This is a genomic window from Hyphomicrobium sp. (genome assembly GCF_019753045.1).
Classification (GTDB): domain Bacteria; phylum Pseudomonadota; class Alphaproteobacteria; order Rhizobiales; family Hyphomicrobiaceae; genus Hyphomicrobium_B.
This window is the reverse complement of the sequence record NZ_JAIELN010000020.1, coordinates 31,491-44,279: the sequence shown is the minus strand read 5'-3', so window position 1 is coordinate 44,279 and position 12,789 is coordinate 31,491. Positions and strand designations below refer to the sequence as shown.

14 protein-coding genes, 1 tRNA gene and 1 pseudogene are annotated in these 12,789 nt (G+C 57.7%); 9 read left to right on the top strand and 7 right to left on the bottom strand.

Going from position 1 to position 12,789, the window contains the following annotated elements; genetic code table 11:
• Nucleotides 1–20: 20 nt before the first annotated feature.
• Nucleotides 21–1,211: an acetyl-CoA C-acyltransferase gene (locus K2Q04_RS19325; protein WP_291166573.1), complete on the bottom strand. Its 1,191-nt coding sequence runs from the start codon at nt 1,209–1,211 to the stop codon at nt 21–23.
• 253 nt (nt 1,212–1,464) lie between these two features.
• On the opposite strand from K2Q04_RS19325, the gene K2Q04_RS19320 reads away from it, so the two are divergent.
• The 3 genes from K2Q04_RS19320 to K2Q04_RS19310 all read left to right on the top strand — a co-directional run bounded on the left by K2Q04_RS19320 (nt 1,465) and on the right by K2Q04_RS19310 (nt 3,344).
• Entirely contained in the window at nt 1,465–2,052 is a 588-nt protein-coding gene (locus K2Q04_RS19320; protein WP_291166571.1) for a TetR/AcrR family transcriptional regulator, read from the top strand.
• 272 nt (nt 2,053–2,324) lie between these two features.
• Complete coding sequence (locus K2Q04_RS19315) at nt 2,325–2,732, top strand: DUF302 domain-containing protein (protein ID WP_291166569.1); 408 nt, start codon at nt 2,325–2,327, stop codon at nt 2,730–2,732.
• 84 nt (nt 2,733–2,816) lie between these two features.
• Complete coding sequence (locus K2Q04_RS19310; RefSeq protein ID WP_291166566.1) at nt 2,817–3,344, top strand: DNA starvation/stationary phase protection protein; 528 nt, start codon at nt 2,817–2,819, stop codon at nt 3,342–3,344.
• A 98-nt stretch (nt 3,345–3,442) separates the two neighbouring features.
• Here K2Q04_RS19310 and K2Q04_RS19305 read toward each other — a convergent pair whose 3' ends face one another.
• The 4 genes from K2Q04_RS19305 to wrbA form a co-directional block, all read right to left on the bottom strand.
• Nucleotides 3,443–4,045, bottom strand: a complete 603-nt coding sequence (locus K2Q04_RS19305) for a flavin reductase family protein (protein ID WP_291166565.1) — start codon at nt 4,043–4,045, stop codon at nt 3,443–3,445.
• Between the two features lies 1 nt (nt 4,046).
• Complete coding sequence (locus K2Q04_RS19300; protein ID WP_291166563.1) at nt 4,047–4,694, bottom strand: dienelactone hydrolase family protein; 648 nt, start codon at nt 4,692–4,694, stop codon at nt 4,047–4,049.
• Nucleotides 4,691–5,626, bottom strand: coding sequence for a ring-cleaving dioxygenase (locus tag K2Q04_RS19295; RefSeq protein WP_291166560.1), 936 nt, complete (start codon nt 5,624–5,626; stop codon nt 4,691–4,693). Before K2Q04_RS19295 ends, K2Q04_RS19300 begins: the two co-directional genes overlap by 4 nt.
• A gap of 128 nt (nt 5,627–5,754) precedes the next feature.
• Complete coding sequence (wrbA, locus tag K2Q04_RS19290) at nt 5,755–6,354, bottom strand: NAD(P)H:quinone oxidoreductase (RefSeq protein WP_291166558.1); 600 nt, start codon at nt 6,352–6,354, stop codon at nt 5,755–5,757.
• 127 nt (nt 6,355–6,481) lie between these two features.
• Here wrbA and K2Q04_RS19285 point away from each other — a divergent pair, with 127 nt between their 5' ends.
• On the top strand, nt 6,482–7,399 hold the full coding sequence (locus K2Q04_RS19285; RefSeq protein WP_291166556.1) for a LysR family transcriptional regulator: 918 nt from the start codon (nt 6,482–6,484) through the stop codon (nt 7,397–7,399).
• Between the two features lie 10 nt (nt 7,400–7,409).
• On the opposite strand, the gene cobF is transcribed toward K2Q04_RS19285, so the two are convergent.
• Complete coding sequence (cobF, locus tag K2Q04_RS19280) at nt 7,410–8,174, bottom strand: precorrin-6A synthase (deacetylating) (RefSeq protein WP_291166554.1); 765 nt, start codon at nt 8,172–8,174, stop codon at nt 7,410–7,412.
• Nucleotides 8,175–8,313: 139 nt separating this feature from the next.
• On the opposite strand from cobF, the gene K2Q04_RS19275 reads away from it, so the two are divergent.
• The 5 genes and pseudogenes from K2Q04_RS19275 to K2Q04_RS19260 form a co-directional block, all read left to right on the top strand.
• Nucleotides 8,314–9,723: a DUF6513 domain-containing protein gene (locus tag K2Q04_RS19275; RefSeq protein ID WP_291166552.1), complete on the top strand. Its 1,410-nt coding sequence runs from the start codon at nt 8,314–8,316 to the stop codon at nt 9,721–9,723.
• A gap of 224 nt (nt 9,724–9,947) precedes the next feature.
• Nucleotides 9,948–10,307, top strand: coding sequence for a hypothetical protein (locus tag K2Q04_RS19270; protein WP_291166550.1), 360 nt, complete (start codon nt 9,948–9,950; stop codon nt 10,305–10,307).
• Nucleotides 10,308–10,527: 220 nt separating this feature from the next.
• Nucleotides 10,528–10,604: transfer RNA gene (locus K2Q04_RS19265), tRNA-Met, on the top strand.
• A gap of 42 nt (nt 10,605–10,646) precedes the next feature.
• The gene (locus tag K2Q04_RS22265; protein WP_366935775.1) at nt 10,647–10,817 is read left to right on the top strand and encodes an AlpA family phage regulatory protein; all 171 of its coding nucleotides are present in this window, start codon (nt 10,647–10,649) and stop codon (nt 10,815–10,817) included.
• Nucleotides 10,818–10,850: 33 nt separating this feature from the next.
• Nucleotides 10,851–11,057 (top strand): annotated as a pseudogene (locus tag K2Q04_RS19260) (SOS response-associated peptidase family protein); the annotation flags it as partial.
• A gap of 557 nt (nt 11,058–11,614) precedes the next feature.
• Here the strand turns inward: K2Q04_RS19260 and K2Q04_RS19255 are convergent.
• The gene (locus K2Q04_RS19255; RefSeq protein WP_291166548.1) at nt 11,615–12,490 is read right to left on the bottom strand and encodes a hypothetical protein; all 876 of its coding nucleotides are present in this window, start codon (nt 12,488–12,490) and stop codon (nt 11,615–11,617) included.
• Between the last annotated feature and the right edge of the window lie 299 nt (nt 12,491–12,789).

Below are 12,789 nucleotides of genomic sequence, written 5' to 3'. Positions count from 1 at the left end.
GCCTAACCGCACGTTCAAGCTTACTGAAGCACGCGTTCGATGGCGATGGCGGTCGCTTCGCCGCCGCCGATGCACGCGGACGCGATTCCCTTGGTGACGCCCCGATGCTCGAGCGCGTGAAGCAGCGTCACGATGAGCCGCGCGCCGGTCGCGCCAATCGGATGCCCGAGGGCACATGCGCCACCATTCACGTTGAGCTTGTCACGCGGGATCGAAAGTTCTTTCTGCGCAGCCATGGCAACTGCCGCGAAGGCTTCGTTGATCTCATAAAGATCGACATCGCCCGCCGACCATCCGGCCTTGGCAAGCACTTTGCGCATCGCCGGTATCGGAGCGGTCGTGAACCACGCCGGTTCTTGACTATGCGTCGCGTGGGCGCGGATCTCTGCAAGAATGGGAAGTCCTTCACGCTCGGCGATCGAGCGGCGCGTAAGAACCAGCGCGGCGGCGCCATCCGCATTCGCTGAGGCGCTCGCAGCGGTTATCGTTCCGTTCGGCCGGAAAGCCGGTTTCAATTTCGCGATCTTCTCAGGCGAAACCTTCAGCGGGTTCTCGTCGTCCGAAACGATTTTTTCGCCATCCTTGGCCGCAATTTTAATGGGCGCAATTTCGGCTTTGAAAGCTCCGCCTTGGACCGCGGCTCGTGCACGCGTCAAAGTCTCGACGGCGAAGGCATCCTGGTCCGCACGTGTGAACTGGTAGGCTTCCGCCGTGGCTTCACCGAAATCACCCATGCTCCGCCCTTTTTCATAAGCGTCTTCAAGACCGTCGAGCAGCATGTGATCCAAGACCTGCCCATGGCCCACGCGGAAACCGGTGCGCGCCTTCTCAAGAAGGTACGGCGCGTTCGACATGGACTCCATGCCGCCGGACACGATGATATCCGCAGAACCGGCCGCCAGTAGATCATGGGCGAGAAAGGTTGCCTTCATTCCGGACCCGCAAACCTTGTTGATCGTCGTCGCGCCGGTCGCATCGGGAAGCCCGGCAGCCCGCGCAGCCTGACGTGCCGGAGCCTGACCCTGGCCGGCGGTCAACACGTTACCGAAAACGACCTCGTCGACTTTCTCCGGCGAAAGTTTCGCGCGCTCGACCGCGGAGCGGATCGCATGCGCGCCGAGTTCTGACGCCCGGAGAGGCGCGAGGTCCCCCAAGAAGCGGCCTAACGGCGTCCTCACTGCGGATACGATGACGATCGGGTCTTGCGACATGTCTTGGATCCTCCCTCGATTGGCTATGCACGCCGTGAAGAATAATATATGATGACCGTAATTAAATAAGGCGAGGCCCGCCGCAACGCCGATGTTGCCGCACCCGGTTGCCGCGAATGCGCAGGTGAACTGGCAACCGCCTCGACACAGCAATGACTTGTGCTAATCAAGGCGTGGGTGGAACCACGACAATAATGAAAATAAGCGCCAAGCAGCCGCCAAGTCGGATGCGCGGGGCGAAGGAGGAAAAATTATGCCGCGAGTATCGCGCAAGCAGGCGGATCAGCACCGGAAAGACGTTCTCGATGCAGCGTCCCGGCTTTTTCTCGAGCACGGCATAGACGGCGTCAGCGTTCCCGATGTGATGGCTGAGGCCGGCCTCACCCACGGCGGCTTTTACGGACATTTCAGTTCGAAGGAGGCGCTCGTAGCGGAAGCATGCGCGAAGGCGTTTGAAGATCGGCGTAGCACTTACGAAGGGTTCATCGAGCGAAACGGCTCGGACCGGAAGGCAGCGCGAGCCGAGTTCATCAAGCGCTATGCATCAAAAAATCACCGCGACTCTGTTGGCCTCGGCTGTCCCGCGGCGGCGATGTGCGGCGACCTCGCGCGCGAAAATCCGAGAGGTGCAGTGCGCGCAACGTTCGCGGAATCGATGGATACATTAGTCGATAGGCTTGCCCCTGTATTGTCAGGAAAAAAGAAAGCCGCGACGCGTGAAGAAACTCTGGCGCAGCTCTCGATGCTCGTCGGCGGACTGGTGCTCGCGCGGTCAACCAAAGGTCACCCAATCTCGGATGAGATTTTGCAGTCCGTTCGATCCGCGCTCATCGACGAATAGCCTTCGCCGACACTTTGCCGGTCGGCCGGTATTTACCGATGTATTGTGCCGACCGAGACATGGGCCCACAGGATCCCATTTACTTTCAAGCGAGAAGCCGGTTTTATTCTAGAAACGGACGCGAGCGGATTATTTTCGGCGTTCGCCTTGCTGTCGAGAATTTTATGCAATTTTTCAATAGCTGGAACTGTTTTAGTTATACGTACGGATGACTTGGAGGTCGGCTATACCGAGCTATACTCTAGCAAGTGTCCAACCAAGGTTGCCAAATCATGGTCAATGGAGTGGCCAGACATCGAAGCCATTACCCGGCGAAGGAGACCGCCGATCGGCTGGCAGCCGCGGCATCCCAACATGGGCAAACTCTCCTGGCCCGAATCGATCATGCAGCCGCAGCGAAGAAAGTCGGACTCGAGCTTCTCCCGACAGAAGTGCTTTTTTTTGGCAACCCAAGCGTGGGTACGCTGCTTATGCAGCAGTCCCAAGAGATCGGATTGGAGCTCCCGCTGAGGGTTGTCGTTTGGGAGGACGATGAAGGCGTCACGTGGGTGGCGCATCTCGATTTGGACTGGCTGGTAAGCCAATACGGAATAGCGTCCGCCGTTGAGCCGACTTTAGATAAAATGTCCGCCATGTTAAAGGCGGTGCTCGAAGAAGCGACGGGGGAGCAATGTCTGTAGCGAACGAGCTGTGCTGAAGGATTTTTTAAGGCGCACTCTGGAAGGAACACTACTGAGGCAACAAAAGGTAAGGAACTACGAGTCATGAAAGCGGAATCCGCCAAGGCCCGACGTAAGCTCCCACTCGATACGCCCTCTCGCTTCGCCGACAATGCCATCAAAGATCTTTCTGGTGCACTGACGGCGCTTCTCGCAGATTTTTTCGCCATATATATCAAGACCAAGAATTTTCATTGGCACATGTCCGGCCCGCATTTTCGCGACTATCACTTGCTGCTGGATGAGCAGGGCGATCAGATTTTTTCTGCGACCGATGATATTGCGGAGCGCGTTCGCAAGATCGGCGGTACGACACTCCGCTCCATTGGCCAGATCAATAGCCAGAAGCGCATCCTCGATAACGATGCGCCCTTCGTTACCCCCAATGACATGCTCTCCGAGCTGAGGGACGACAATCTCCAACTCGTCGACGAAATGCGGCAGGTTCACAATCTATGCGACGAGCATGGCGATGTGGCCACTGCAAGTCTTCTCGAAAACTGGATCGACGAAGCGGAGCGGCGCGTGTGGTTCCTATTCGAGGCGACCCGAGACATTTCTCATAAGGCCTGAGGTCTTCGCCCGAAGACGCTCAGCTCACGAAGAAATTAATTTGCTTAAATGTGGCGCCGGAACTTCGTTTCGGCGCCACATTTGACGCCGGTAGCCCATCAAGGCCGGTCGATCTGAAACATCCCGTCCGCCGATGTATACCAGCCCCGGCCGTGCATGCGCCCGATGAGATCCATCGCGATGGTATCGACGTAAAATTTCTCAGGGTCGAGAATGAACGCGTCTTCGACGTGCGCCTGCACGACTTGGCCAAGCGCAATCAGCTGATTTGGAAACTCGACTGGCGTATGCAATCGGCATTCGAATGCAACCGGACTTATGGCGATACGTTCAGGTTTGACCTTGAGCGACGGCCGCGTTTCGAGATTGGCAATCTCGAGTTCGTCAACACCTGGCGGCACGACGCTGGACGTCAGGTTCATGGAGTGCGAAGCGCTGCGCGGAACTAAATTGACGACGAACTCGCGCGTGTCGAGAATATTCCGTGCCGTATCTTTCATGGTGCCGTCGCCGCCGGGCGAGATCCCGAGCGCGAGCAACGGCGGATCTTTGCTGAGAGCCGTAAAAAAGCTGAACGGCGCCGCGTTGCGGACGCCGTCCTTGGATGTGGTGGTTACCCAGGCGATGGGCCGCGGTACGATCGTGCTGGTCAGAATCTTGTAACGATCGTCCGCGGTCATTTTCTCGAAGTCGAATTCCATTTCAGTACCTGCTTTCGGGCGCTCCGATGCCTTGCAAGATCTTTTTGACGTGGTCGACTTCGTCTTGAACGATAGTGTGGCCCATGCCGCGATAGATTTTCTCGGTAACATCGCCCCCGAGCTTTGTCAGCAGCGCCGTCGATTCATGCACCCGCGCCAGCGGAATGTGAGAATCGACATCGCTGCAGCCAAGAAACACGGGCGTGCCCTCAAGAGTGCCCGCGTCGTTTCTCTTCATGCCCTCAGGCCCGATGAGACCGCCGCTCAATGCGACAACCCCGCCGAAGCGACGCGCGTTGCGAGCCGCGAACTCGAGCGCGAGGCAAGCACCTTGAGAAAATCCCAAGAGAACGATGCGCTCGGAAGGCATGCCTTCGCGCTGAAGATCCTCGACCACGCCGCCGAGCGTTTCGAGCGCACGGCTGAGATACGGCTCGTTTTGCGAAATGGGACTCATGAACGAATACGGATACCAGCTTCCGCCCTCCGCTTGCGGCGCGACGTAGGCGACGTCGCGCGCATCGAAGGCGTCCGCGAGTCCGAGGATGCCCTCGGCACTCGCGCCGCGTCCATGAACCATGTTCATCGCCGCGCGGGCGGCACCGATGGGTGCGCCCGCGCGGATGAGGTCTGTCGTAAGCGTCGTCATGCTGCTTGCTCCAAAGGCTCCAAGACGGCTTCGATTTCTTTGCGGCGGCCTTCGAGGAATCGCGGCAGCTTCAAGGATTGGCCGAGAGAAGCCAGAGGCTCATCGACTGCGAATCCTGGCTCGTCTGTCGCGATCTCGAAGAGAATGCCGCCCGGCTCGCGGAAATAGATTGACCGGAAGTAGTCCCGATCCCTCTGCTCCGTGGGACGGATGCCGTGGTTCTCAACGAGCTTCTTCCGCATCTCGGCCTGCACTTCGTCGTTCGCAGCGCGGAACGCGACGTGATGGACCGAGCCGCGCCCCATGTGCCCAGGGAGAAATCCCTTGGCTTCACGGATCTCGACGATGCCGCCGGCCACCGTACCGTTCGCGACGAACCGCTTGATGGGTCCCTCGCTGTCGGTTTCGGTAAATCCGAAAACATCCGTCAAGATAGCTCCCGTCCGTGTCGCGTCCTCGAGCAGAAGACTGACACCATGGAAGCCGCGCAGTGCGTGCTCTGCCGGGACGTCTCCGCCCTGCCAGGCCGGTTCCGCTTCGGCACCGGGTACGCCAACGAGACTGAGGCTCATGCCGTCAGGATCGCTGAATGCCAGGACCGAACGCCCGTAGCGCTTCTCGATCGCCTCATGCGGCACGCCCTTCTCGACGAAGCGATGCGCCCAATAGCCGATCGCGCTTTCCGGCACGCGGAACATCGTCTGCTGCGCAGTTCCGACGCCGTTGCGTCCACGCGGAGCATGATCCCACGGGAAGAAGGTCAGGATCGTACCCGGATTGCCTGTCTCATCTCCGAAATAGAAATGATAGGTGCCCGGATCGTCGAAGTTGACCGTCTTCTTGACCAGTCGGAGGCCAAGAACCTTGGTGTAGAAGTCGAGATTGCGGGACGGATTGCCAGCAATCGCAGTCACGTGATGAATTCCAGACATGACTTCTCCTTTCTCGTTTGCACGAGATTTGCTGTGTTGCTTTCCAATGTGGTTAGTCGCTCCGGCGCTTCAATCGTCGCCGGCGGAACTAGACCGTCGCCAATTCGGCGACGATCCGTATGCGTATGTTAGCCCTTCAGGCGTCCTGCAATCTGCGCGACGTGACGGCCCTGGAAGCGCGCGCCTGCCAATTCGTTCGCCGACGGCTGTCTCGAGCCATCGCCGCCCGCAATCGTCGACGCGCCATAAGGCGAACCGCCAGTGATTTCCGCCACGCCCATCTGACCCGCGAACGAGTAAGGGAGCCCGACGATCACCATGCCCTGGTGCAGCAGCACAGTATGGGTCGAGAGAATTGTGCTCTCCTGGCCGCCATGCTGAGTGGCCGTCGACGTGAAGACGCTTCCGACTTTGCCGATCAACTTGCCGGACAACCAAAGGCCGCCCGTCTGATCGAGGAAGTTCTTCATCTGCGCCGGCATGTTTCCGAACCGCGTCGGGACGCCGATGATGATGGCGTCGTAGTCAGCCAACTCGTCGACCGTCGCGATCGGTGCAGGTTGATCGAGCTTGAAATGGCTCGCCTTCGCGACCGCCTCCGGCACGAGTTCCGGCACGCGCTTGATCGTCACCTCGGCGCCGCCTTCCCGGGCCCCCTCGGCCACGGCCCCCGCCATCGTTTCGATATGGCCGTAGCTCGAGTAGTAGAGAACGAGAACCTTCGTCATTGCGTGCCTCCGAGACCTGTGAATCTGCTGGACGACGCTCGGCCGCCCGATAAAGGCACCATATGTCTGTTGACCGGATGGGCTCAATCCGTCAAAATTCAATCATACTGTTTCCAAATAGGATGCAATGGACAAGCTTGAGGCGATGAACGCGCTGGTGAAGGTGATCGCGAGCGGTAGCTACGCGGAAGCCGCGCGCCGCCTTGGCCTCACGCGGTCCGCCGTCAGCAAGGCCGTCATGGAGCTGGAGGAGACCCTCGGCGCGCGGCTTCTCGATCGCACGACGCGCCGCGTAACGCCGACGGAAGCCGGTCTCGCCTATTATGAGCGCTGCCTCGCAATCCTCGCCCAGGTCGAGGAGACGGAAGCGCAAATATCCCGCCTGCACGACGAGCCGAAGGGCACGCTGAGGGTCAACGCGCCGATGTCGTTCGGCACGCTTTATCTGGGTGACGCCGTTGCCGACTTCATGATCCGCTACGACGATCTCAAGGTCGAACTGATATTGACGGACAGGTTCATCGACCCGCTGGAAGAAGGCGCCGATGTGACGGTTCGGATCGGCACCCCGGCCGACTCAAGCCTCATCGCGCGCCGCATCACCCCAGCACGCATGGTCCTTGTCGCATCGCCGGGCTACATCGAAAAACACGGCGCGCCGCAGACGCCGGCCGACTTGGTCGATCACCGCTGCCTGAGTTACGGCCATACAACGTCACTGCAACGCTGGCATCTGACCGAAAACGGCGAGCCGATTTCCGTTTCGATCGGGTCGTGCATGGCGTCGAACAACGGCGACGCGTTGCGCGACGCGGCTGTGAAAGGCATCGGCATTACGATGCTTCCGATGTTTATCGTGGGAAAAGACATCGCCGCCGGCCGATTGAAAATCGTCCTGCCGGACAATTGTCCTGCCGATCTGACGATCCACGCGCTTTACGCGCCCAATCGATACCTCGCAGCGAAAACCCGCGTATTTATTGATTTTCTTGTCGATCGCTTCGGGAAAAGGCCCCCGTGGGACGACTGGGGCAGCAACGGTTAGACTGGGTGGCCTACGGCCGCGGTTTTCGCCGCAGCAGATAGGTATCCATGATCCAGCCCTTGCGCTTCCTTTCTTCCGAGCGCGCCTCTTCGATCGCCTCGACGCATTCCTTGAGTTTTCCTGAGATCAGGATTTGATCGGGCGTCCCGAGATAGGCGCCCCAGAAAATATCGACGTCTTCATCGATGAGGGCTCGGAGACCCGATCCATTGTCGAGCATGACCACGGTGGTATCGACGCCGTCAGGCAGGCCTTCGTTGAGCCGTCTCCCCGTCGTGATGTGGACCGGCTCGCCGATCGGGTTCAGTGCAATCTTGTGCTCCGCCGCGAGCGCTTGAACGCTAGTGATCCCGGGAATGATCTTGTATTCGAACGCCAGCACGCCTTCAGCGATGATGTGCTCAATCACCCGCACGGTGCTGTCGTAGAGGGAAGGGTCACCCCAAACGAGGAACGCGCCCACCTCGCCGTCCGCAAGCTCATTGCCGATCAGATCGGAGAAGATTTTCGCCTTGTCTCGGTGCCACGCCTGCACGCCGGATTTATAGTCCCGCGCATCCGCGTCTCGCACGGGCCCCGGAACCTCGACAATGCGGTACGATTTGTCCTCTATGAACCGCTCGCAAATGGTTCTTCGAAGATTGATGAGGTCTTCCTTCTCCTGTCCCTTGTCGAGAAAGAAGAAAACGTCGGCCTCGTTCAGCGCCTTGACGGCCTGCATCGTCACGTAATCCGGATTTCCGGCGCCGATACCTATGAGAAGAACCGTCTTCATGACCACGCATCTCCATATTGAGCGACGACGAAAACCGTAAATCCTGTGATTTGTCGATGGGAAGCGCTGGGGTGATTGCGTCGCGCCCCGTTCGGTGCCACTTCACGCAAGACGCATTCGCAAAGGGAATTGCCCGCCTATGGCCAAGCGCATTGTATTGGTAACCGGATCACTGGCCGAGCCCCGGGTAAAGCGTATCGCCGGCGAACTCAATGACGCTGATCTGGAACCGATCGTCGCCTGCGTCGGCGTCAAGGTAGCCGCGTTGATGACGACGGAGATCGTCGAACGGCGGCTGAAGCTCCCGGAAAATGCCGACAGGGTTATCCTTCCCGGCCGCTTTCGTGGCGATATCGACCGGCTCTCCGATCACTTCGGTACGCGCTTCGAACGCGGCCCCGAAGAGATCGCCGATCTGCCGGCCTACCTTGGTCAGACCGCTCGAAAGGTCGATCTCTCGGAATACGACGTCACGATCTTCGGCGAAATTGTCGACGCGACGCTGATGACGCCGGAGCAGATTGTCGAACGTTCGCGCAAGATGCGGGCCGATGGCGCCGACGTCATCGATCTCGGCTGTCTCCCGGATAGCCCATTTCCGCATCTCGAAGCGGCAATCGCAGCGCTGCACGCCGACGGCGCGAAGGTGAGCGTGGATTCCTTCAACGCCGAGGAACTGTCCAGGGCAACGCGCGCGGGGGCGGACTATCTTTTCAGCCTCAATGAGAGGACCATATCGATTGTCGACGAAGGCCCAGCGACCCCGATCCTCATCTCCGCCGGCGCGGCCGATATGGACTCGCTCGATCGCGTGATCGATATCATGATCGCCAAAGGTAAGCCGTTTTACGCCGATCCCATTCTTGATCCGATCCATTACGGATTCACGGCATCGGTTGCGCGTTACTATGATCTGCGCAAACGCCGTCCCGATATTCCGATTCTCATGGGAATCGGCAACGTCACCGAACTGACGGACGCTGATACGACCGGTATCAACGCGCTGCTGATGGGCATGTGCTCGGAACTTCACATCACGGCGGTTCTCGCCGTGCAGGTAAGTCCGCATTGCCGGACGGCGATCAAGGAATTCGACCGGGCGCGACGCGAATTCTATGCGGCGCGCAAGGCGGAAGCACTTCCGCAGGGATTTGGAGAAGGCCTCATGGCCCTCAGAGACCGGAAGGGATTTGCATCGACGCCTGCGGAAATAAAGGCGCTCGCGGCCGAGATCCGCGACCAGAATTATCGCATCGAAGTCGCGGAAGATGGCATCCACATTTACAACCGCAATGGACATCACGTCTCGGAAGATCCGTTTCAGCTCTTCCCGCATCTCGATACGCGTGCAGATCCCGGCCACGCGTTTTATCTCGGCGTCGAGACCGCTCGCGCCGAGATCGCATACCGGTTGGGGAAACGCTACGCGCAGGATGAGCCGCTTCAATTCGGCGTCGTTGCCGAGACGAAGGGCGCCGCCGACGATGCGCACTTGCTGAAGTTCAAGGAGGCGGGAACCACTCTGCCGAAGTCGTCAAAGACCGATTGATGGGGCCGCACTGAGGGCTGGCTTTCGAAAGAGAGCAATGGGCTGGGCGAATTGGCCTATCGAATCGAGCCGGAATCCCGAATTGGCGAAATAAATCGGAAAAGCGTTTTTTCTAAAGAAATGACCCGGAATGGGTCGAATTGGAAAATAAATTAACTTTTTGTTTACCGAAGCATTGCGGACTCTCTATATAGCCAGAATCATTAAACATCGGACCGAATGCAATGGCGTTTCTCAGGTTTGTGGCGATTGCCCTCATATGTGCCGCAGCAACTTTGGCTGACGTCCGCAGCAGCTTCGCTCAGGGCCTCAGCGATGCCTCGTTGGTGATCGGCACGAATTGGTCGGGCGGGTACATGGCGCTTGGCGGTCACTTGGGTAAGGCCATCGCCAAGCAGCAGGCCTACGCACGTACCCGTGCCAAGCCGACCGTGTCGCGCCAGCGGCCGCGAGTTCGCAAGCCTCAGAAGGTCGTTGCCGTCGCCTACCGTCGCGACGTAACGGCCTCATACCTGGTTGCGGAATCTCTGGATCAGACGGGGTTGAACATCGCGGGCCTTCGCTTTCGCTCCCAAGAGCCCTAGCGGCACGCGACACTTGTGCTCAGTACCGTCGTCCTCCGCGTGATCGGGCGCGTGTTTAGGCTGGATTCTCGCCGTCGCAGGAGGCGTCTCGACGAAATCTGAAGATAGGGGTTTCCAGACGATTTTTTTGTGCTATACGGCGGGCAGAGGCCGCTCCGAAACGAGCGGCCTTGTTTATCCTACGGACGCGCAAGCCATACCGGGCCGCGCGTTTTGGTGACGCGGGGTGGAGCAGCCCGGTAGCTCGTCAGGCTCATAACCTGAAGGTCGTTGGTTCAAATCCAGCCCCCGCAACCAACTGAAAAACAAGCAAAAATCGATTTTATTGCGCCATTCAAAATGGCAAATTTCGATGCTGGGGTACCAATAGGGTACCACGCGCGCATGATCGGAGATGGCCGCTTCCCGAATCCCATGCGCTTAGGGGCGCGTGCTAAAGGCTGGCCGGCTCGCGAGATAAAGAGGCACCCCGAACTACTCCACGCACAACGCCGACGACCACGCCAATAGTAACGATGGCCCCCGAGATACCGGGCCAACGCGCTCATTGCGAAGATTACGGACAGAATGCCTGCGATCCTTCGGCCTGAGGATCGGGCGACGTGGCTTGGTGAGAAGGACGCTTCGCCAGCTGACGTGAAGGCTGTGCTGCGTACCTTTGAAGACGACGGTTGTTGGACGATGACGGAGCAGGCGCCGACGAGGAAGGCGAAATCGAAAAAGTACGAAGGACAACCGGGATTGTTTTAAGGCTGGCGAAAACTAATTCGAATCATCGCATCCCATTTGGCTAGCTCGGAGGCTTGCCTGAACAGCCAAATCAAATTTTCTTTCTGCCACGTAAGCACGTCCCTCGCTCATTATGGCATTGCAAAGTTTGACATGCGCACTGGCATTCGACGGTGTGCAGACGTTAAATTCATCGCAAGAGACGGCTGCTGTACGCGAAGTCGTCGGCGCGGTGACCGGACGTTTGCTCGAAAAGTCGGGTAGCCCAATAACAGTCGCGATGACAACAGCGAACCCGATTACCCATAGGGCCAGCTCTCCGGCGCTGACGTGCTTTTGACCCCAACTTTCTGTTTCGTCAGACACAATACAGCTCCCTACCCAACGCATACCCCAATGCCTTGGATTTCCCGATAATTTGCGAGATAAAATTTTAGATAAGGACCGTAGTTAAAATAAGAATTGGTGCCACCGGCCGCATTGGGCGGTTCCTGATTCAACAGCCGGAACGCCCGCACTTTTCTGAACGCGCTGTCGCTTTGATGTGGCGGCAGCGCGTCGCAGTTCTAAACGCATAATTATGCCTTCTTGGCCATCAACTCCTTGATCAGCGCGTTGATCGTGTCGGCGGGCACAAGCGCGGACATCGAAATTTCCGCTGTCAAATGCCCACCGCTATCGAAGAGGCGTGCGCTCTCAATAATAGGATTGTACTTCATAACTTCTTCTGGAATAGCCAAGGACAATTTTTGCGGGTCAATCGCTTTTTGCAGAGCATCGTAGGCCTTGTCATTGATGTTGATACCCGCGATCTTTAAAACGCCTTTTGTAATGAAGGCCAGATTCCCCTTCAACTCGATGTCCGGTTTGCTAAACTGAACACCAACAGCATGCTCATTGTTTTTGACGAGATAAACTGGCAAGTCCGCATCGAAAGGCTGTGTCACGAGAATTGTCTTGATGGGATTTCCTGGCCAAGTCCTGACCACGGGCACCTTGGTTTTAATGCCGAAGCCAACGTTCCGAATCTCCCAATCGAGCTTAGAGTTGGGGACAGGATTTTGAACGCACTGCCACATGGTAACGCTGCCGCCTATTGAGAAAACAGCGCCATCCGCGGTTGGCTTAAGTTCTTTGCGAGGGATGGATACGACGGGATTATTTGGGCTGTAACTGCCACAGTTATTGCTCGGCAAATTGAACGTATCCACGATAGCACCGATCTTTTTCTGAAGATCAATCAAGTCGCCCAGAACTCGAACATGCAGTGAAAGTTTACTGTCGGTGGTTACGAGCTTGACAAACGAAGTCGCAGATATGGTCACAGGCACTCCGTTGACATCTTGAGTGTATTCGACCGGACCAATTGCCACTTCGTCATTTGACTGAGCGTTTGCATTGGGGACGACGGCAAGATAAAGCGCTGCCGCGAACGCTATGAAGCGCACTCGCATCACTAGAAATTCTCCGTTTTAAATATTTGCAATATAAGAAACGTGAGTATTCTAACATCAAACCATGCAACAAGTGGCGGCTACGGCAATTTAACAACGTATACCGAGTAACATTTAAGAGAGCGCTGGAACTTGCGCCTTTGCCAATTTCAAGCGAGTGAACGCCGTCGGAGCGTGTGAAGTTGTTTTCCATGCTGCAAAAGCCGAACCTTAGCCTTCCCATCCTTGGCATCTCAATGAGCCCGCTCCATCACTAAACTTGCGTATCCTCTCGCGCATCTTCACTCTCGCTGACGTCA